Below are 19644 nucleotides of genomic sequence, written 5' to 3' on the forward strand. Positions count from 1 at the left end.
AGATCAGCCTGCGTGCTTGAGCAATCTGGCAACGTCGCGGGCAAAATAAGTCAGGATGCCATCGGCACCGGCACGTTTGAATGCCAGCATGGTTTCCATCATGGTCTTGTTATGATCCAGCCAGCCATTCTGGGCCGCTGCCTTGATCATCGCGTATTCGCCACTGACCTGATAGGCAAAGGTTGGTACCTTGAATTCATCCTTGACCCTGCGCACGATATCCAGATAAGGCAGGCCGGGTTTCACCATGACCATGTCGGCACCTTCAGCCAGATCGAGTGCGACTTCACGCAAGGCTTCGTCACTATTCGCCGGGTCCATCTGGTAGTTGGCCTTGTCGCTTTTACCCAGATTGGCAGATGAACCTACCGCGTCGCGGAAAGGGCCGTAGAAGGCCGACGCATATTTGGCTGAATACGCCATGATGCGGGTATGGATGAAGTCATTGGTTTCCAGCGCCTGGCGTATGGCACCGATACGGCCATCCATCATGTCGCTGGGAGCAACGATATCCACACCTGCTTCAGCCTGCACCAGAGCCTGACGCACCAGCATGTCTGTGGTTTCATCGTTGAGTACATAACCGGCTGCATTCAGCAAGCCATCCTGGCCATGGCTGGTGTAGGGGTCCAGCGCCACGTCAGTCAGGATACCCAGTTCAGGGAAACGACTTTTCAGTTCACGGACGGCACGCGGGATCAGGCCTTTGGGATTGGTGGCTTCAATGCCATCCGGTGTTTTCAGATGCGGGTTGATCGCCGGAAACAATGCCAGTACCGGTACACCAAGTGCGACGCAATCCTCAGCAACGCCCAGCAACAAGTCAACCGTTACCCGTTCAACACCGGGCATGGAAGCGACTTTTTCACGCTGGTTGACGCCATCAATCACAAATACCGGATAAATCAGGTCGGACGCAGTGACCATGTTTTCGCGCATCAGCGCGCGGGAAAATACGTCTTTGCGCATGCGGCGCATACGTATCGCAGGGAAGTGGGCAGGTTTGATGATAGACATAAATAAGCGCCATGGTTAGGCGACATAAAGAAATGAAAAGAATTTTATGCAGGTTAATGAAACTTTTTTCAACTTGCAACATCTTATTACACAGGTTGGGACCTGTCTCCAAGCCTACCGCTTTTCCCCCTGAGCGGGCACCGTGCGCCCCTATTCGTAACGGTGTTATTACCCCGGCACAGACCAGGCCAATACGCCCTGATGTGCCGGGGTTTTTTTATTCTGCGTCCGCCGGCCTGTCAGTGGCGGCTGCGTCTGGCGCAATGGTTTCGTTGATTGCATTGGCGGTATCAATGGCATCAATGGTGTCGACGGTATCGACGACAGGATCGCGGTCCAGCCCCACCAGATGTTGCACGGCGGCATCGGCTTCTTCTATGCCTATGCGTTTCAGTGCAGAAAACAATTGCAGGCTGAACGGGAACCGCGCGCCTTCATCATCCACGTAACTGTCAAGCACTGCTTTGGCTTTGCGCAAGGCATCAGTACATTCACTGCGATTGAGTTTGTCGGCCTTGGTCAATATGCAATGGATGGGCCTGCCGGTAGGGGCAAACCATTCCAGCATCTGGATATCGAGATCGGTAAACGGGCGCCGTGCATCCATGATCAATACCAGGGCGGCCAATTGAGTACGGCGCTGCACATACGCCCCCAGCAACTGATTCCAGTGGTGTTTGGCCGCGCCCGGTACTTCGGCATAGCCGTAGCCTGGCAAATCGACCAGCAGGGCGCGGATTTCATCGACCCGGGTTTCATCTTTGCGATGTTGGCCGACATGGGCGCCGCCAATTGAAAAATAGTTAATATGCTGGGTGCGGCCTGGTGTTTTAGAGGCAAAGCAGAGTTTTTTCTGATTGCACAGGGTATTAATTGCAGTCGATTTGCCTGCATTCGAGCGGCCAGCGAAGGCAATTTCCGGTACATGAGTACGCGGAAGATCACGGAGATGATTCACCGTGGTAAAGAAGCGGGCTTGCCAGAGGATAGACATAGAGGAAAGGAATAATGGAAAAATGCAACATCAGGCAGTAAAAACGCCCGAAAGCTATTGTACAATAAGGGGTTAGGTATTGGGCAGCGATAAAAACAATGATCCAATACCAGTTTTTGCCACATTCTGGTGTGCATTAACTTAGCAGCTATGCGTCGCCATTAGGGCAGATTTCCATTATTTAGTCTCAGGGTGTTTGAATGAACCGTGCTTTCCTGTCGTTGTCCAAGTCTTTCAGCGTCGCCGTCATGGCGGTGTCTTCTTTTGTTTCCGTCGCCTACGCCAACGAAGCAGCCAAGCCAGCCAAAGCTGACCCGGTCAAGGGTGAAGCACTGTATAGCAGCGGTGATGCTGCCCGTGGTATTACTGCATGCGTATCCTGCCATGGTGCAGCCGGTAACTCCACGATTGCTGCCAATCCTAAACTGGCAGCCCAGCATGATGCCTACCTGGTAAAGCAACTCAGTGAATTCAAGAGTGACACGCGCAAGAATGCAGTCATGTCGGTATTCGCCAAGGCCATGACAGAAGACGACATGAAAAATGTGGCTGCTTATCTGTCTACGCAAAAAGCCAAACCAGGCGCCGCAAAAAACAAGGATATCGTTGAACTGGGCAAGCAAATCTACCGTGGTGGTATTGCTGAAAAGAATGTTCCTGCCTGTGCTGGCTGTCATAGCCCGAACGGTGCCGGCATTCCTGCACAATTTCCGCGTATTGCTGGTCAGCATCAGGATTACACGATTGCACAGTTGACAGGTTTCCAGAACGCAACCCGTATGGATGGCGCAAAAATCACTGGTGCACGTGGCAATAGCGCACAGATGATGACAATCGCCAAGAAGATGTCAGAAGATGAAATGAAAGCCGTAGCAGATTATGTCGCTGGCTTGAAATAATTCAAAAGAATAAAGAAACATGGGAGGGGGTGGCAATTTGCCATCCCCTTTTTTCTTAGTGGATTTCAGGACGGTATGGACAACAAGATAGATAGCGAACAGCTAACGGATACGGGTGGCTTAAAGATTCAAACCCGGCAGGCATGGGTGGCGGAGACAGTGGAATTGCTGTCTTCCATGCGTTTTGCCATCAGTTTGCTGACCCTGATCGCCATTGCCTCAGTGATAGGCACGGTGCTTTTGCAAAACAAGCCGATGCCAGATTACGTCAACCAGTTTGGCCCTTTCTGGTTTGATATTTTCAATAAGCTCAGTTTGTATTCGGTGTATTCAGCATGGTGGTTTTTGCTGATCATGACTTTTCTGGTGTTATCGACATCGCTGTGCCTGATCCGTAATGCACCGAAGATGTTGAAAGACATGCGTAGCTGGCGTGACAATGTACGCGAGCAGTCGTTGCGCAACTTCCATCATCGTTCTGAATGGCATAGCAGTAATGCACGCACCCAGGTAATAAGTAGTATATTGGCCCATCTGGGCCGTGTCGGTTATCGCTACAAGGTCGTGGAAAAGGACGGTGCCAGCCTGATTGCTGCCAAACAGGGCGCGGCCAACAAATGGGGTTATATCTTTGCCCACAGTGCGATTGTGATTATCTGCGTAGGTGGTTTGCTTGATTCCGACTTGCCTATCCGGTTCCAGCAATGGTTCATGGGCAAGGTGCCATTTGAAGGCAGTGGCGTTATCGCCAAAATTCCCGAGCAACACAGGTTGTCGCTGGCGAACCCCAGCTTCCGTGGCAACACCATGATCCCTGAGGGGGCCAGCAGCAGCACCGCCATCTTGCCGCAGGCAACCGGGGTGCTGATTCAGGATTTGCCATTCACCATCAAGCTGAAGAAATTCACCATTGATTTTTATTCCACCGGCATGCCCAAGCTGTTTGCCAGTGATGTTGAGGTAACGGATCACGAGACTGGTAAATCATTTTCCTCCACCATCAAAGTCAATGATCCCTTGATTTACAAGGGTATAGCAGTCTATCAATCCAGCTTTGAAGATGGTGGCAGCCGCCTGAAGCTGAAGGCTTACCCTATGTCTGGCGCGTCGGCAGAGACCTTTGATCTCGCTGGTGAAGTCGGCGGCGCCACACCTTTGAAGATGGCCAGTGGTACGGATTATTCTATAGAGTGGTCGGGCTTTCGTCTTTTCAATGTCGAAAATATGGCGCGCAACGGTTCGGATGTGCGGGCAGTCAATGCGAATCAGGGATTTAACCAGCAATTCAGTGCTAATCTTGACAAGCACCTGGGTTCGGCGGCAAAAAATGCGAATAACAAAGACCTGAAAAATGTCGGCCCCAGCCTGCAATATAAGCTGCGCGACAAAACGGGACAGGCCAGGGAATTCCATAACTACATGCAGTCGGTACTGATCGATGGTGACTATATGATACTGGCCGGTACGCGAGATTCACCGTCAGAAGACTTCCGCTACCTGCGGATACCGGCGGATGATGAAGATACCGTCAAGGAGTGGATGCGCCTGCGTGCAGCGGTGAATAACCCTGAATTGCGTGAACTGGCTGCCCAGCGCTATGCCAAACGGGCTCTACCGCCGAACCTGGCGAATGCCGGGCAGGTGCAACTGCAATTGACCGAGTCGGCCAGGAAGAGTCTGAGCATTTTTGCCGGGGACGCTCAGCAGGCGGGTTTTGTGTCTATTTCCAAATTCCTGGAACAGATACCGGTAGCAGAGCAGACCAAGGCTGCCGATGTGTTCATGAAGATTTTGAATGGCAGCATGTGGGATCTATGGATGGTGGCACGCGAAAAAGACAGCTTGCCAGTGCTGGAACTGGATGAAAAGCATGCGCGCTTCTTGCAATCGGCGACGGCTGCGATATCTGATTCTTACTTCTATGGTGCACCGGTATTTTTGCAATTGACGGGTTTTGACGAGATCAAGGCGTCGGTCTTGCAAGTTACACGCTCGCCGGGCAAGAAAGTGGTTTACCTGGGATGTTTGTTCCTGGTGATGGGTGTGTTTTCCATGTTTTATATACGCGAGCGTCGCCTGTGGATCTGGATCAGGGATGATGGTATAGGTGCACATGTACTCATGGCCCTGAGTTCGCAAAGAAAGACCTTAGATTTTGAAAAAGAATTTGAGCAATTGAAAATACATTTGCGGCAACTGACAACGCGGTCTGGTCAAGAGACGCAAGCAGATAACCGAGCAAACGCAGCTTAATCGACTACACTATGAAGCACATGGCCTGCTGGCCTGGTCTCTGGGGAAAAATGATGGACATCACGCAGAATTACACGCCCTATCAGGGGTTTTTTAAACGGCTATCGATAGCCGACTGGCTGTATGCGGTGGCCCTGTGTATGGCATCTTTGCTTGCCCTGAGTCGTTTTGGCAGCTATATGGACGTATACGAAAAAGGTATCGTCTTGCTGGCTGCCCCTACGTTTGCCCTGCTGGGCTGGCACTGGAAATCGGTTCGTACCTTGATGGTGATTTTGACTGCATTGAGTTTGCTGGCCATACAGTTATATGGTGGTTCGCTAGAGATGGCAGACAAGAAATTTTTCCTGAAGTATCTGTTATCCAGTCAGTCCGCAATATTGTGGATGAGCACCTTGTTTGTCTTATCCACTCTGTTTTACTGGGGCGGTCTTATTGCCCGTTCTAATTTTGGCGCCTCTGTTGGTTCCATATTGTGCTGGGCTGCCGTGGTCATGGGTTTTACCGGCATGCTGGTGCGCTGGTATGAGTCTTACCTGATCGGTGCGGATGTCGGCCATATCCCGGTATCGAATTTGTATGAAGTGTTCATCTTGTTTTCGATGATCACTGCCTTGTTTTATTTGTACTATGAGCAGCAATACCGCACCCGGCAATTAGGTGCTTTTGTCATGTTGATTATTACTGCCGCAGTCGGGTTTCTGCTTTGGTATATGTTCAGCCGCGAAGCGGCAGAAATTCAGCCTTTGTTGCCTGCTCTACAAAGCTGGTGGATGAAAATCCATGTGCCAGCTAATTTTATCGGTTACGGTACGTTTGCACTGGCAGCCATGGTATCTGTTGCTTATTTGCTCAAATCCAAGGGTTATTTAGTCGACAGGCTGCCGGCGCTGGAAGTGCTGGATGATGTCATGTACAAAGCCATTGCAGTCGGCTTTGCTTTCTTTACTATTGCTACCATACTTGGTGCTTTGTGGGCGGCGGATGCCTGGGGTGGTTACTGGTCCTGGGATCCGAAAGAAACCTGGGCGCTAATTGTTTGGCTCAATTATGCGGCCTGGTTGCATATGCGCCTGATGAAGGGGCTGCGTGGCCAGGTTGCCGCCTGGTGGGCGCTGGTGGGTTTGGTAGTTACTACTTTCGCTTTCCTGGGGGTGAATATGTTCCTGTCTGGCCTGCATTCTTACGGCAAGCTGTAAGTTCTATTTTTAATTTGTAAGGATCAGCAGAATTCTGCGACTCATGAGAAACTAGGGCAGAACAGTGATGTCCAATCACTATTCTGCCAGTCTCAACCACGGAGTCCACCATGCTGATTAAACGTAGTCCCAATGGCATAGATCTGCCTTTTTCTTCCGAAATCACGCCACGTGCGGTGTTTGACTCGCGCCGCGAATTCATTCGCAAAATGGCAGTGGGCTCGATTGCCGGTACGGCGCTGTTTGAAATGGCTAACCGTGAAGCCTTTGCCCAGGCTGCCGGTGCCCAGAAACTGGCCGCAAACGCCAACCCTGCCTATGCCTTGATGGAAAAGAAAACCGCCTACAAGGACGCGACGACTTACAATAATTTCTATGAATTCGGTACCGATAAGGCCGACCCTGCGGTCATGGCGAATACGCTGAAACCGCGCCCCTGGAGTGTCAGCATAGAAGGGGAAGTCAAAAAGCCGATGGTGCTGGATCTGGACAGCCTGATGAAATTGGCACCATTGGAAGAGCGGATTTACCGCCTGCGTTGCGTGGAAGGCTGGTCCATGGTGATTCCGTGGATAGGCTATTCCTTGTCCAGCCTGATCAAAAAGGTGGAGCCTACCGGCAATGCACGTTACGTTGAATTTATCACCCTTGACGATAAAAAGCAGATGCCGGGTTTGCGTAGCCCAGTACTGGAATGGCCGTATGTGGAAGGCTTGCGCATGGATGAAGCCAATCATCCACTGGCCTTGCTGACTTTTGGCATGTATGGCGAAGTATTGCCGAATCAGAATGGGGCGCCGGTACGCATGGTGTTGCCGTGGAAATACGGTTTCAAATCGGCCAAATCTATTGTCAAAATCCGTTTTACCAAAGACCAGCCACGCACGGCATGGAACCTGGCGGCACCGAGTGAGTATGGTTTCTATTCCAACGTCAATCCGGATGTCGATCACCCACGCTGGTCGCAGGCGTCCGAGCGCCGCATAGGCGAAGACGGCTTCCTGGCACGCAAGCGCAAGACGCTGATGTTCAACGGTTATAGTGAAGTTGCATCCCTCTACACGGGCATGGATTTGAAGAAATTCTACTGATATGTTGATCACGAATAAGCAGGTCAGCTATGTCAAGACCACGCTGTTTATCCTGGCCTTGCTACCTTTCATACGTCTGGTGACTTTTGTATTTCTGGATAAGCTGGGGGCAAATCCAGTCGAGTTCATTACCCGCAATACCGGTGACTGGACCTTGTATTTCCTGTGCTTTACGCTGGCGGTGACGCCCTTGCGCAAGTTGCTGCACCTGCCATGGTTGCTACGTTGCCGTCGCATGCTGGGGCTGTATGCATTCTTTTATGCGCTGCTGCATTTCACGACATTCTTGTGGTTTGACCATTTCTTTGATGTCGAAGAAATGTGGAAAGATGTCATCAAGCGGCCATTCATCACGGTGGGTTTTATCGCTTTTGTTTTGCTGATCCCGTTGGCGCTGACCAGCACCAATGGCATGATCAAGCGCCTGGGTGGCAAGCGCTGGCAGCTCTTGCATAAGCTGGTGTATGTGATCGCGCCTTTGGGCGTGCTGCATTATTTCTGGATGAAATCGGGCAAGCATGATTTTTCCCAGCCGGTATTGTTTGGCCTGATCGTTGCCGGCATGCTGATGCTGCGATTGTGGTGGCGCTGGTTTGGACGTGATCCGGTAGTGGTGACGGGAGCCTGATTTTTCTATCGCATCGGTGTTGCAGGTGCACATGGAACTTGTTTTACATTGCCTGTTTCTTCGCTGCATAATCGCGGGGGTTTGGGGCATGGCCCTGTATGGCGTATGTAAAACATGACAGATTATTTACTTCAAAAGAAGACATTACCGGGGCTGACACAGCGTTTGGCACTAGGTATGTTAGGAATACTGGGCTGGCGCGTACGTTACCGCCCTTTGCCGGGGCCACGTGGCGTGATTGTGGTGTATCCACATACATCCAACTGGGATTTTCCTATCGGTGTACTGGCCAAACTGGCGATAGGCATGCCTTTCCATTTCATTGCCAAATCTTCCTTGTTTGAAGGCCTGACCGGTGCGAGCATAGGCCGCGTTGTGCGTTACCTGGGGGGCGAACCGGTGGAGCGTGGTGTTTCAACCGGTGCCATAGCGCGGCTGGCAGAAAAAATGCATGCTGCCGACTGGTACTGGATGGCGATTGCCCCGGAAGGAACGCGCAGCCTCAAACCTTATTGGCGCAGTGGCTTTTATCATATTGCCATGAGCGCCAAAGTGCCTTTAGGTTGTGCCTATTTTGATTTTGTAAAAAAAGAAGTGGCGCTGGTCGATTATCTGGACCTGAGCGGTGACCGCAAGCAGGACATGGCCAGCATACGGGCCGTATTTGAAGGCGTGCAGGGATGTCGCCCTGGATTTGCCAGCCCGATTACCTTGCGTCCGGATGAGGATAAGGCGGCGGACTGAGCAAGCCAGAACCATTCAATCGTCACCGTCAGCTTTGAATTTGCTTGAGTCTGCGCGAATCTGTGCGAATCTGTGTTACATCAGGATTGGCTTTGGGCGGGCTGCGGTGCCGGTTTGGCTGGCATGATCAAAGGACCTTTTTGGCCGCAGGCAGTGACTAAAGTCATTACGAAGAATAAGGGTATGAGTTTGCGCATCTTGCAATCCTGTAACACCGTATAGAATGGCGTTTTACTTTTAAAGACGCTGGAGTGTAGCATGACTGAATCCGAATTCCTGGTGCTGGCAGATACTTGTTTGCGACAAGTGGAGGAATTGTTTGAACAGGCTTATGAAAACGATGAGTACGATGTCGAATGCAGCCGCAGCGGCAATGTGCTGACCATAGAGTTTGTCGACAACGGTTCAAAAATCATCGTCAACAGCCAGGCACCCATGCAGGAAATGTGGGTTGCGGCGCGCAGTGGCGGTTTCCACTACAAGTTTAATGGGCAGCACTGGCTGAACACCCGTGACGGCTCGGAACTGTTTGCCACCTTGTCTGCAGTGGCGAAACAGCAGGGCTGATTATTGGCTGTGGTAACAGTCCCATTGCGGGACTGTTACGTGCCGGTCACACACGTGCCGGTCACACGTTGATGAATTACTCCTCGATGATAGTCACTGGGGTTGACAGGGTGGTGACGCCGACTCCTGGTGGATTTTCTGCATAGTAGTAATCGCCGTCCACCGCGATGACCCCCTTCGGAACCGGCCTTTCTTCAATCGGGAAATCTTTCAGGATTTTCTGCATATACCCTATCCAGATTGGCAGGGCCAGGCCACCGCCGGTTTCCTTGTTACCCAGGTTTCTTGGCTGATCAAAACCTATCCAGGCAATGCCCACGATCTTGGCCTGGTAGCCAGCGAACCAGGCATCGAAAGAATCATTCGTGGTACCAGTCTTGCCGGCAATGTCCGGACGTTTCAGCACCAGCGCCTTGGTGGCAGTCCCCATTTTGACGACATCCCGCATCATGCTGTCCATCAGGAAGGCATTGCGTTCATCAATCACGCGATTATTTTCATCCCCGGCCAGGTCGGGGTGGGTCTGTACCAGGATTTTGCCGTTGGTGTCGGTGATTTTCGAAATCAGGTAAGGATTGACCTTGTAGCCGCCGTTGGCAAACACAGCATAGGCACCAGCCATCTGCAAAGGTGTGACGGCACCGGCACCCAGTGCCAGCGTCAGGTAAGGGGGATTTTTTTCTGGCAGGAAACCAAAGCGGTTAGTGTATTCCTGACCATATTTCGCACCTATCCTGTGCAGGATGCGGATGGAAATCATGTTCTTGGATTTGGTCAGGCCTTTACGCATGGTCATCGGGCCCTCGTATTTACCATCGTAATTCTTGGGTTCCCACGCCTGGCCACCGGTCTGACCGGCATCAAAGCTGATCGGTTCGTCATTGATAATGGTCGATGGCGACAAGCCTTTTTCCAGGGAAGCAGAATAAATGAAAGGCTTGAAGCTGGAGCCAGGTTGACGCCAGGCCTGGGTCACGTGATTGAATTTATTGAGGTTGTAATCAAAACCACCTACCAGCGCGCGAATGGCGCCATCGGTGGTATTGGCAGCGACAAAGGCCGACTGTACTTCCGGCATTTGGGTGATGCTCCAAACCTTGCCATCCAGCATGACGCGCACCACGGCACCGCGCTGTATGCGCTTGTTGGCCGGGGTCTTGGCAGACAGTCCGCTGGCAGCGAAGCTTAAGCCGGTATCTTCTATGCGTATTTCTTCACCGGTGGCCAGCACGGCGCGCACCAGCTTGGGGGTTGCTTCCAGCACCATGGCAACTTGCAGGTCATCGCTGTTGGTATGGTCGGCCAGTTCTTTTTCTATGGCTTCTTCGGCGGCTTCTTTGCTTTCCGGGATGGTGATAATGGCTTCCGGTCCGCGATAGCCGTGGCGTTTTTCATAATCCATGACACCGCGTCGCAATGCCAGGTAGGCACTGTCCTGATCTGCCTTTGTGATAGTGGTGTAGACGTTCAGGCCGCGGGTATAGGTTTCTTCCTTGAATTGTTCATAGACTAACTGGCGTGCCATTTCCGTCACATATTCAGCATGGATACCAAATTCGCTACTGTCGGTCTTGGTTCTGAGTTCTTCGTTTTTAGCCTGTTCGTACTGGGCTTCGGTGATGTAGCCAAGGTTACGCATCCTTTGCAGGATGTATTGTTGCCTGGCCGCTGCACGCTTGGGGTTGACGACCGGGTTATAGGCAGATGGTGCTTTTGGCAGGCCAGCCAGCATGGCTGCTTCTGCGATGGTGACATCCTTTAAATCCTTGCCAAAGTAAATCTGGGCAGCAGAAGAGAAGCCATAGGCGCGCTGACCGAGGTAGATCTGGTTCATATAGACTTCTAGAATCTGGTCCTTGGTGAGGTTTTGTTCGATTTTCCAGGCCAGCAGAATTTCATAAATCTTGCGCTTGAAGGTCTGTTCGCTGGACAGGAAGAAGTTCCGTGCTACCTGCTGGGTGATAGTAGACGCCCCCTGTTTGGCACCGCCGGTCAGGTTGTGCACGGCGGCGCGGGTGATGCCCATATAGTCAACCCCGCCATGTTCGTAGAAGCGGTCGTCTTCAATCGCCAGTACCGCTTTTTTCATGATTTCAGGAATATCCTTGAAACGCACGACATTGCGCCTTTCTTCGCCGAATTCGCCTATCAACATGTTATCCGCAGAAAAAACCCGTAGCGGCATTTTGGGGCGATAGCTGGTAATCGAGTCCAGTTCTGGCAAATTGGGGTAAGCCACAGTCAGGGCAAAACCAATAATTAACACCCCAGCAACAGCCAATCCTAGTAAAAGACCGCCAGTCCCGAGTAAAATGCGGGCAAATAGCTTGCCAAAGGTGCGTTTTGGCGGCACCGGTTTATTGTCGGTTTCTTTTTTTTGATCAGGCATATGAGCTAATTGTAAATAAAGCAGCAGACATTATAGCCGCCTTCTATCGGCCTGAGATGGATGCAAATTGAAAGCAAATTTTCATAAAATCATCCACGCCGTGGATATTTGGCAACGAATATGGGTAGTGCTGCGTGGAAATTGCTTTACCAATGTCAGGCTTATTGCTAGGATTTCATGTAAGCTTGGATAATTGTCTCGTAAATAGCGGTTTTTAAAGAGAATTTACTCCAAGAAAGTGAATGATTTGCATATTTTTTTGTTGTGCAAATTGAAATAATGAAGTAATCGTGAGGGGATATTCTTGGCTTTAGATCTGGCGTCATTGCTTGGCAGAAAAAATCCGCCACTTATTGGTTTGGATATCAGTTCTCTCGATATCAAGCTTGTTGAACTTTCGGAAGGAAGTAACAAGAGTTATCGACTGGAGCGCTATGCCTCAGAACCACTGCCCAAAGGGGCCGTGCTGGATGGCAACATCGAGAATATTGAACAAGTCACGGATGCGGTACGCCGCCTCGTGAAGAAGAGTGGTACGTCGGCAAAGCATGTCGCGATGGCGATGCCGGCGTCTGCTGTGATTACCAAAAAAATCATATTGCCTGGCACCCTGTCGGAACAGGCATTGGAAGTGCAGGTAGAGTCCGAGGCCAGTCAGTACATACCGTTTTCCATGGATGAAGTCAGTCTGGATTTCTGTGTGCTGGGCCCGGCGGCGAATGCTTCTGATGATGTGGAAGTTATGCTGGCCGCTTCCAGAAAAGAAAAAATTGAAGATCGTGTTGCCGTCATTCAGGCCGCTGCCATGCAGGCCAAAGTCATGGATATTGAATCTTATGCAGCGCGGGCAGCGATTTCGCGTCTGGTATCACAACAGGCGGATGAGGGTAAGGACCAGATTTATGCCGTTTTCCAGATTGGTTCCAAACGTACGTATATTTTCATTATGCTCAATGGCGATGTCATTTATGAGCGCGAACAGCAATTTGGCGGTAGCCAACTGACCCAGGACATCGTTCGCAATTTTGGCTTGTCGTTGGACGAGGCGGAAGCCAAAAAGAAAAACGGTGATTTGCCAGACAGCTATGAGATGGAACTGCTGGAGCCCTTCCTTGAAAGCGCAGCATTAGAAGTGACACGTGCCATACAATTCTTCTTCACATCCACACCCTATACCAGGGTGGACCAGATTTTCCTGACGGGTGGTTGTGCCGTTATCCCCGGTCTGGTGGATATCATTGCGGAACGTACAAAAATCTCTACCGCCGTCATCAGCCCGTTCAAGGGTATGGAGCTGGGATCCAGTGTGAATGAAAAAACCCTGCGTACTGAAGCACCGGCCTTTATGGTTGCCTGCGGTTTGGCCTTGCGGAGATTTGGCTGATGATCAAGATTAATCTCCTGCCGCACAGGGAAGAAAAGCGGAAACAGCTTAAAAACGATTTTTATACCTTATTGCTGCTGTCTGCCATCATCGGCGGTTTGATTGTGGTCGTTGTGAGTACCTACTTTGGGCGTCTGCAAGCTGCACAGACCGAGCGCAATGAATTCATCAAGAAAGAAAACGTCAAACTGGATGAGAAGATTGCAGAAATTGCCACCTTGCGCCAGGAAATCGATGCATTGAAGGCGCGTCAGCAAGCGGTTGAGGATTTGCAGGGTGATCGCAATCAGCCGGTGTTCCTGCTGGATGAGTTGGTCAAATTTACGCCTGAAGGCGTGTACTTGCGCTCGCTGAAACAGGAAGGGCAGCGCATCGTCCTGACGGGTTATGCACAGTCTCAGGACCGGGTGGCTGAATACATTCGTGACCTGGGTGGCAGATCAGACTGGATGTACAAGCCTGACCTGGTAGGAATTCACACGACAGGCATAGGTACCGGACGGGATGCCAAGAAAGTGTACGATTTTACAATTAATGTGGGAATCAAGCGACCCAGGGAACGTGAAGAATCTGGATCGCAAGCCGCCGAAGGCGGCAATAAAGCCAAGTAGGCTTTGATAGTATTTTTTAGCAATGTTACGGAAAATTGTAAATGGCGATTAACCTGAATGAAATGGGCGAGTCTTTTGGCTCGCAGTTTCGAGATTTAAGTGGACTTCATCCTGGTCTGTGGCCGATAGCGCCCAGACTGGCGACCGCATTTGCGATTCTTGTCGTGGTGCTGGTCTTGGGCTGGTTCTTGCAATGGGATGGTCAGCTGGAGGCTATCGATGCGGGTAAGGCCGAAGAAGTTAAACTAAAGAATGATTACAAGCAAAAATTGACGCAGGCAGTGAATCTTGAAGGCTTGAAGGATCAGCGAAAACTGGTACTTCAATATGTGGCGACAATGGAAAAGCAATTACCTAGCCAAGCTGAGATGGCGGCTTTGCTGGCTGATATCAACCAGGCAGCAACTGGCCGTGGCTTGCAGTTTGAGTCGTTCACGCCCGGCAATGTATTCGTTAAGGATTACTACGCTGAACTGCCCATCGCAATCAAAATTTCTGGCAGTTACCATGATTTGGGGCAATTTGTCGCGGATATCGCCAAATTGCCAAGGATTGTTACCTTGAATAACCTGGGAATAACCACCGTGAAAGAGGGCGGACTTGCTTTGGAGGTTACCGCTAAAACTTTCCGTTATTTGAATAAAGATGAAGTCATGACGCAGGCGAGCTTGAAAAAGGGGCCTAAGAAATGATGAAAACTTCGTTTAGATTACCGCTTATATTAGCTATGCTGGCTTCGCTGTCAGCTTGTGGCGATAGCGAAGAGGTCGAGATCAGAGCCTGGATGGAGGCGGAGAGAAAAGAAATCAAGGTTGTGACACCTAAACTGAGTGAGCCCAAAGTGTATGTACCTATTTCTTATGAGGGAAAATCCAGTATCGATCCCTTTGATCCGGCCAAATTACTGGTTGTGCTGGCAAGATTAAAAGCGGAGTCAGCTAGTGGTCTCAAGCCTGACATGGAAAGGCGGCGCGAAGCGCTGGAAGGCTTCCCCCTGGACTCCCTGAAAATGGTTGGAACCATAGAGAAAAACAAGGTGGTGTATGCCTTGATTCAGGCAGATAAAACAGTTTATCAAGTTAAAGCAGGTGGTTACGTGGGACAGAATTTCGGCAAGATTACGAAAATTGATGAGGATGCCATAGACCTCAAGGAAATTGTTCAGGATGCTGCGGGTGACTGGGTGGAGCGCGAAGCTAAGCTAGAGTTGCAGGAGACCAAGAAATGAATGCGTTGATAAATACAAGTATAAGGGGCGCCACGATGATGCGATTTATTTTTTTGGTAATACTGGCGTTTTGCCAATCCGCTTTTGCGCAAATCAATTCTATCGAGTCGGTTACTGCTAATCAACAAGGCTCCAATGTCATCGTCAAAATTGGTTTTAAAAGCACTTTATTGAAAGCGCCAGTCGGTTTTTCGATTTCCAGTCCGGCCAGGATTGCGCTGGATTTTGCTGATATCACCAACAGTACCGGCAAGACCGCGTTCGACATCAATATCGCTGACCTGCGCACCATTAACCTGATTGAAGCCAGTGGCCGTTCGCGCCTGGTGTTCAACATGAACAAAGCCCTGAACTATGCAACGGTGATAGAAGGCAATGCATTGATCATCACCATTGATGGTTCTGGTGGTGTGGCAACAGCAGTCAATTCTCAGGGCTTACCAGCTACGCCTGATACCTCAATCGCGGGTAAAAAGAATCTCAGGGATATTGATTTCCGTCGTGGCGTAGGTGGTGAGGGGCGGGTCATTATTGATTTGCCGTTTAATCAGGTCGCGGTGGATATCCGCCAGCAAGGCCAGAAAATCGTCGTTGATTTCCTCAAGGTTGGTTTGCCAGAAGTACTCAGAAAGAGTGTGGATGTGGCTGACTTTGGCACGCCCGTTCAAAAAATTACGACCACCGCGGATGGCGAAAATGTGCACATGGTGATTGAGCCTAGTGGTTTGTGGGAACACAGTGCCTACCAGAGCGATACACAATTCGTGGTGGAAGTGAAGCCTATCAAGGAAGATCCGAATAAACTGACCCAGGGTACTCAGGGTTATCGTGGTGAAAGATTGTCATTCAACTTCCAGAATATCGAAGTGCGGGCGATTCTGCAAATCATTGCTGAAGTCAGTAACCTGAATATCATTGCCAGCGATACAGTCAACGGTACCATTACCCTGCGCCTCAAAGATGTGCCATGGGATCATGCACTCGATATCATCATGCAATCCAAAGGTCTGGATATGCGTAAAAACGGTTCAGTTATATGGATTGCACCGAAAGATGAATTACTGACCAAAGAAAAACTGGAACTGGAACAAAAAGCGCAAATTGCTGACCTGGAACCTTTGAAAACAGAAGCTTTCCAGTTGAATTATCAGAAAGCAGAAGCGTTCAAGCTGGTATTTGGTGCCGATGGTGCTAGCTCCAACCGTATTTTGTCCAAGCGTGGTAGCGCAGTGATAGAACCACGTACCAATCAACTGTTTGTCACTGATATCGCATCCAAACTGGAAGAAATCCGTAAATTGATACAGAAGACGGATATCGCTTCCAAACAGGTGTTGATCGAGGCAAGGATTGTTGAAGCAGATGATAAGTTCAGCAAAACCCTTGGTGCAAAATTGGGGTTCACTGATTTGCGTGGTCTACGTGGTGGTGATGCTGGTTATCAGTTGTCGGGTGATCAGCGGGCTGCCCTTACCGGTAATTACCTGGGTATTGGTGAACAGACAGGTCAGGCAAAAATAACTGATTCCAGCTATATTCCGAACTCACAGTTCGTGAGCTTGCCGGCGACCGGTATCAATGGTTTGAATCCAGGCAGCCTGGCGGTGAGTCTGTTCTCTTCCGCTGCCAACCGTTTCCTGAATCTGGAATTGTCTGCCTTGGAAGCAGATGGTAAAGGTAAGATCATCTCCAGTCCCAGGGTAGTCACTGCTGATCAGCTTAAGGCTTCGATAGAACAAGGTACAGAATTGCCTTATCAGATCGCTACATCCAGCGGCGCAACGGCAATTGTGTTCCGTACTGCCAGCCTGAGGCTGGAAGTGACACCACAAATCACGCCAGACGGTAATGTGATTTTGGATGTCAATGTTCATAAAGATAGCGTCGGTATTGAAACCAGAGCTGGCTTTGCAATCGACAAGAAAGAAGTAAAAACGATGGTTTTGGTGGAAAACGGAGGCACCGTTGTACTTGGTGGTATATTCCAGCAGAACGAACGTGATAGTGTTACGAAAGTACCATTCTTTGGCGATCTTCCATTATTTGGGAATTTATTCAAGACAACTGGCCGTACTAACGATAAAACAGAATTGCTAATATTCATTACGCCAAAAATTATTGCTGAAAAATTTAATAACAAGCAATAATTGCTAATGTGTACAGCTGCTAGTACCAATTTTACGAATTTGTTTAACTATAGGTGTTTCATGATGAAGTTTATTCGCGAAGTATTCGCATTATTACTGCTGGTCGGCTTGACGGCTTGTGGTGGTGGCGGTGGTTCACCCGGCAATACAAACGGAGGAGCCGCATTGTTTACGACGGCATCTAATGTCTTGACGATCGCGCCCGGTGAAACGCGTACCTATAGCATAGGTGGTGGCGTTCCTTCTTATACGGCAACAAGTAATTCAACTGCTGTTGCCGTCACTGTTAGCGGCACTACGCTGACTATTAAAGGTGGCGGCGGTGGCAAAGCTACTATCGCTGTCAAGGATGGAGCGGGAGCTACAGTCAGTATTGACGTGACAGTTGGTAGTGGTGTGGACTTGTTCACCTCGGCACCGGCTACAGGTATTGTTGTTGGTGTGGGTGAAAACTCAACTGCCTACACGATCGGTGGTGGTAGTCTTTTGTACACCGTTACCAGTAACAACACATCAATTGCAGTCGTTGCAGTGAGCAATAATACGTTTGTCGTCACTGGGGTTACAGGTGGCAAAACCACGGTAACTGTCAAGGATAGTGTTGGTGCCTTAGTTGATGTCCCAATTGTGGTTGGTTCGGTTGATCCTTTATTCACTACTGCAGCCGGTTCCATTAATGTAGGCGTGGGTGCTGCGGCGACCTACAAAGTCGGTGGCGGTAATGGACCGTATTCTGTAGGCAGCAGTAACAATGCCGTCGGTACTGCTTCCATCTCGGGAATAACCCTGACCATTACTGGTGCCTCAGTTGGTACGATTAATGTGGTCGTCAGAGATGCTTCTATTGGCACTGTCACTATCACCGTGACTGTTGGCTCGACAGCTGCATTATTTACTTCCGCTCCTGCAGCACTGACAGTCGGTATAGGCACATCGAGCCCTACTTTCACAATTGGTGGCGGTAGTCAGATTTACTCTGCGTCCAGTGGCAATACACAGATTGCAACCGTAGGTATCAATGGTAATAAATTTGTTATTAGCGGCGTTGCTCCTGGAAGCACCATCGTGACCATCAAAGACAGTCTGGGTATTCAAGTCAATATCGCTGTAACAGTCGGTTCGGGTGCAACTTTCTATACGACTGCGCCTACCTCGCTGACCCTTGCCGTTGGTGGCAGCAATACCTATGTTCTTGGCGGAGGCAGCGCACCATATACTGCTACCAGCAGCAATACCAGCGTGGTAACCGCCACTGTTTCAGGTACGAATGTGGTAATTAACGGTATTATCCCTGGCAGCGCAAATGTTATTTTGCGTGAAGCTGGCGGCGGTATTCTCAATGTTGCAGTGACAGTTGGTAGTGGTGCAGTGAACGGTGTGTTTACTACTGCTCCGGCAGCCGTCACAGTTGCTGTTGGTGCATCACCAACTTATCAAATTGGTGGTGGCACCGGGCCTTACACTGCGGCTAGCAGTAATGTAGCGATAGCAACTGCTTCGGTAAGCGGCACGACATTGACACTTACTGGTGTCGCAACAGGCAATGCCATTATTCAGGTCAAGGATGCATCGGGCACCCCAGTTACAATATCCGTCAATGTGGGTTCAGGTGCAGCAGTTGCGCTTTATACTTCTGCCCCGGCCAATTTGACCTTGTCGATTGGTGCAGCGCCGGTCTATACAATTGGTGGTGGTACAGGTCCTTATACCGCCGCGACCAGTGATTCCAGAATTGTCACGACCTTAGTCAGTGGTACTGCGCTGACACTGACTGGTGTTACTGCTGGTTCCGCCATTATTTCTGTGGTCGATAGTGTCGGTGCAAGAATTCCGATCAATGTCAGTGTGATTGGTACTACCAGCGCAACTCTGGCAGTGACACCAACTTCAAGTACAGGTTATGTTGGCGACTTGCTGGCTTTCCGCATTGATGGCGGCGCAGCACCTTACTCCATCACCTCAAATAACCAATCTATTGCCAGCGTGGCCAATGGTACGGTGTCAACCAGTGGTGGTATCTTTAACGTGAGTCTGGCGAAAGCTGGTGTTACTACACTGGTTGTTGCAGATGCTTCAGGTAATACCAGTTTGGTGACAATCACTGTCAATCCTGCGGTGACAACACTGTCTATCAGCCCTGTTGTGTTCAACATTAATGAAACGAATGTTGCGACGATTAGTTTGAATATTTCGGGTGGTAATGCACCGTTCCAGGTATTCACCAGCAGCGCTTTGTTGTCTTCTGTTTCAGGTAATAGTCCAGATCCATTGAATCCTTTGAGCTTCAATGGTCGGGTTATCAGTGTTGCCTTGGGTACCCAGGGGACACGCTGCGTCGCCGCGGATACACCTGTGACGATCACTGTCAAGGATTCTCAAAACGTTACGGCCACAAGCACGATGACGATCAAGGATCTTGCTGTTGGTGGTTGCTGATGATGAAATATTAGTCTGGCAAGTTTATTGTGATGTGTATGAAATAAGAAATAGTGT

General features: G+C 50.0%; 17 protein-coding genes. 13 read left to right on the forward strand and 4 right to left on the reverse strand.

The annotated features are described in order from the left end of the window. Window positions 1-3: 3 nt before the first annotated feature. Together hemB and yihA are read right to left on the reverse strand one after the other, a co-directional pair. The gene (hemB, locus tag ACO0K9_RS24000; protein WP_422989161.1) at window positions 4-1017 is read right to left on the reverse strand and encodes a porphobilinogen synthase; all 1014 of its coding nucleotides are present in this window, start codon (window positions 1015-1017) and stop codon (window positions 4-6) included. Between the two features lie 217 nt (window positions 1018-1234). Next, window positions 1235-2011: a ribosome biogenesis GTP-binding protein YihA/YsxC gene (gene yihA, locus ACO0K9_RS24005; RefSeq protein ID WP_422989163.1), complete on the reverse strand. Its 777-nt coding sequence runs from the start codon at window positions 2009-2011 to the stop codon at window positions 1235-1237. Between the two features lie 200 nt (window positions 2012-2211). Between yihA and ACO0K9_RS24010 the strand changes: the two genes are divergently transcribed. The 6 genes from ACO0K9_RS24010 to ACO0K9_RS24035 all read left to right on the forward strand — a co-directional run bounded on the left by ACO0K9_RS24010 (window position 2212) and on the right by ACO0K9_RS24035 (window position 8825). After that, window positions 2212-2910, forward strand: a complete 699-nt coding sequence (locus ACO0K9_RS24010; protein WP_422989165.1) for a c-type cytochrome — start codon at window positions 2212-2214, stop codon at window positions 2908-2910. A 75-nt stretch (window positions 2911-2985) separates the two neighbouring features. Further along, window positions 2986-5163: a cytochrome c biogenesis protein ResB gene (locus tag ACO0K9_RS24015; protein WP_422989167.1), complete on the forward strand. Its 2178-nt coding sequence runs from the start codon at window positions 2986-2988 to the stop codon at window positions 5161-5163. Between the two features lie 53 nt (window positions 5164-5216). Continuing rightward, window positions 5217-6362, forward strand: coding sequence for a c-type cytochrome biogenesis protein CcsB (gene ccsB, locus ACO0K9_RS24020; RefSeq protein ID WP_422989169.1), 1146 nt, complete (start codon window positions 5217-5219; stop codon window positions 6360-6362). 110 nt (window positions 6363-6472) lie between these two features. Continuing rightward, entirely contained in the window at window positions 6473-7453 is a 981-nt protein-coding gene (gene msrP / locus ACO0K9_RS24025; protein WP_422989171.1) for a protein-methionine-sulfoxide reductase catalytic subunit MsrP, read from the forward strand. A gap of 1 nt (window position 7454) precedes the next feature. Beyond that, complete coding sequence (locus ACO0K9_RS24030; RefSeq protein WP_422989173.1) at window positions 7455-8081, forward strand: sulfite oxidase heme-binding subunit YedZ; 627 nt, start codon at window positions 7455-7457, stop codon at window positions 8079-8081. Between the two features lie 177 nt (window positions 8082-8258). Continuing rightward, window positions 8259-8825 (forward strand): 1-acyl-sn-glycerol-3-phosphate acyltransferase, encoded by a 567-nt coding sequence (locus tag ACO0K9_RS24035; RefSeq protein ID WP_422989175.1) that lies wholly within the window; start codon window positions 8259-8261, stop codon window positions 8823-8825. A gap of 80 nt (window positions 8826-8905) precedes the next feature. Here the strand turns inward: ACO0K9_RS24035 and lptM are convergent, their stop codons facing one another. Beyond that, window positions 8906-9085 (reverse strand): LPS translocon maturation chaperone LptM, encoded by a 180-nt coding sequence (lptM, locus tag ACO0K9_RS24040; RefSeq protein WP_422989177.1) that lies wholly within the window; start codon window positions 9083-9085, stop codon window positions 8906-8908. Between lptM and cyaY the strand changes: the two genes are divergently transcribed. Continuing rightward, window positions 9084-9392 (forward strand): iron donor protein CyaY, encoded by a 309-nt coding sequence (gene cyaY / locus ACO0K9_RS24045; RefSeq protein WP_422989179.1) that lies wholly within the window; start codon window positions 9084-9086, stop codon window positions 9390-9392. The two genes, lptM and cyaY, sit on opposite strands and share 2 nt — an antisense overlap. A gap of 76 nt (window positions 9393-9468) precedes the next feature. Here the strand turns inward: cyaY and ACO0K9_RS24050 are convergent, their stop codons facing one another. Next, entirely contained in the window at window positions 9469-11781 is a 2313-nt protein-coding gene (locus ACO0K9_RS24050; protein WP_422989181.1) for a penicillin-binding protein 1A, read from the reverse strand. Window positions 11782-12085: 304 nt separating this feature from the next. Here ACO0K9_RS24050 and ACO0K9_RS24055 point away from each other — a divergent pair, with 304 nt between their 5' ends. The 6 genes from ACO0K9_RS24055 (at window position 12086) to ACO0K9_RS24080 (ending at window position 19587) form a co-directional block, all read left to right on the forward strand. After that, window positions 12086-13165: a pilus assembly protein PilM gene (locus ACO0K9_RS24055; protein ID WP_422989183.1), complete on the forward strand. Its 1080-nt coding sequence runs from the start codon at window positions 12086-12088 to the stop codon at window positions 13163-13165. After that, window positions 13165-13776 carry a PilN domain-containing protein gene (locus ACO0K9_RS24060; RefSeq protein WP_422989185.1) on the forward strand — a complete coding sequence of 204 codons (612 nt, stop codon included), beginning with the start codon at window positions 13165-13167 and terminating at the stop codon, window positions 13774-13776. Before ACO0K9_RS24055 ends, ACO0K9_RS24060 begins: the two co-directional genes overlap by 1 nt. 41 nt (window positions 13777-13817) lie before the next feature. Beyond that, entirely contained in the window at window positions 13818-14468 is a 651-nt protein-coding gene (locus ACO0K9_RS24065) for a type 4a pilus biogenesis protein PilO (protein WP_422989187.1), read from the forward strand. Further along, window positions 14468-15004 carry a pilus assembly protein PilP gene (locus ACO0K9_RS24070; RefSeq protein ID WP_422989189.1) on the forward strand — a complete coding sequence of 179 codons (537 nt, stop codon included), beginning with the start codon at window positions 14468-14470 and terminating at the stop codon, window positions 15002-15004. The genes ACO0K9_RS24065 and ACO0K9_RS24070 overlap by 1 nt, the downstream gene beginning before the upstream one ends. A gap of 35 nt (window positions 15005-15039) precedes the next feature. After that, window positions 15040-17151 carry a type IV pilus secretin PilQ gene (pilQ, locus tag ACO0K9_RS24075; protein ID WP_422989191.1) on the forward strand — a complete coding sequence of 704 codons (2112 nt, stop codon included), beginning with the start codon at window positions 15040-15042 and terminating at the stop codon, window positions 17149-17151. A gap of 63 nt (window positions 17152-17214) precedes the next feature. After that, window positions 17215-19587 (forward strand): beta strand repeat-containing protein, encoded by a 2373-nt coding sequence (locus tag ACO0K9_RS24080; RefSeq protein ID WP_422989193.1) that lies wholly within the window; start codon window positions 17215-17217, stop codon window positions 19585-19587. The last annotated feature ends 57 nt before the right edge of the window (window positions 19588-19644 follow it).

This window comes from Undibacterium sp. Ji50W (genome assembly GCF_049340445.1).
Taxonomy (GTDB): domain Bacteria; phylum Pseudomonadota; class Gammaproteobacteria; order Burkholderiales; family Burkholderiaceae_D; genus Undibacterium.

Bases quoted from the DNA above. Each gene is read 5' to 3' on its own strand.
- ACO0K9_RS24080 (WP_422989193.1), top strand. From the start codon at position 17,215: ATGAAGTTTATTCGCGAAGTATTCGCATTATTACTGCTGGTCGGCTTG.
- ACO0K9_RS24015 (WP_422989167.1), top strand. From the start codon at position 2,986: ATGGACAACAAGATAGATAGCGAACAGCTAACGGATACGGGTGGCTTA.
- ACO0K9_RS24060 (WP_422989185.1), top strand. From the start codon at position 13,165: ATGATCAAGATTAATCTCCTGCCGCACAGGGAAGAAAAGCGGAAACAG.
- lptM (WP_422989177.1), bottom strand. From the start codon at position 9,085: ATGCTACACTCCAGCGTCTTTAAAAGTAAAACGCCATTCTATACGGTG.
- msrP (WP_422989171.1), top strand. From the start codon at position 6,473: ATGCTGATTAAACGTAGTCCCAATGGCATAGATCTGCCTTTTTCTTCC.
- yihA (WP_422989163.1), bottom strand. From the start codon at position 2,011: ATGTCTATCCTCTGGCAAGCCCGCTTCTTTACCACGGTGAATCATCTC.
- ccsB (WP_422989169.1), top strand. From the start codon at position 5,217: ATGGACATCACGCAGAATTACACGCCCTATCAGGGGTTTTTTAAACGG.
- ACO0K9_RS24010 (WP_422989165.1), top strand. From the start codon at position 2,212: ATGAACCGTGCTTTCCTGTCGTTGTCCAAGTCTTTCAGCGTCGCCGTC.
- cyaY (WP_422989179.1), top strand. From the start codon at position 9,084: ATGACTGAATCCGAATTCCTGGTGCTGGCAGATACTTGTTTGCGACAA.
- ACO0K9_RS24050 (WP_422989181.1), bottom strand. From the start codon at position 11,781: ATGCCTGATCAAAAAAAAGAAACCGACAATAAACCGGTGCCGCCAAAA.
- ACO0K9_RS24030 (WP_422989173.1), top strand. From the start codon at position 7,455: ATGTTGATCACGAATAAGCAGGTCAGCTATGTCAAGACCACGCTGTTT.
- ACO0K9_RS24035 (WP_422989175.1), top strand. From the start codon at position 8,259: ATGTTAGGAATACTGGGCTGGCGCGTACGTTACCGCCCTTTGCCGGGG.
- pilQ (WP_422989191.1), top strand. From the start codon at position 15,040: ATGATGCGATTTATTTTTTTGGTAATACTGGCGTTTTGCCAATCCGCT.
- ACO0K9_RS24070 (WP_422989189.1), top strand. From the start codon at position 14,468: ATGAAAACTTCGTTTAGATTACCGCTTATATTAGCTATGCTGGCTTCG.
- hemB (WP_422989161.1), bottom strand. From the start codon at position 1,017: ATGTCTATCATCAAACCTGCCCACTTCCCTGCGATACGTATGCGCCGC.
- ACO0K9_RS24065 (WP_422989187.1), top strand. From the start codon at position 13,818: ATGGCGATTAACCTGAATGAAATGGGCGAGTCTTTTGGCTCGCAGTTT.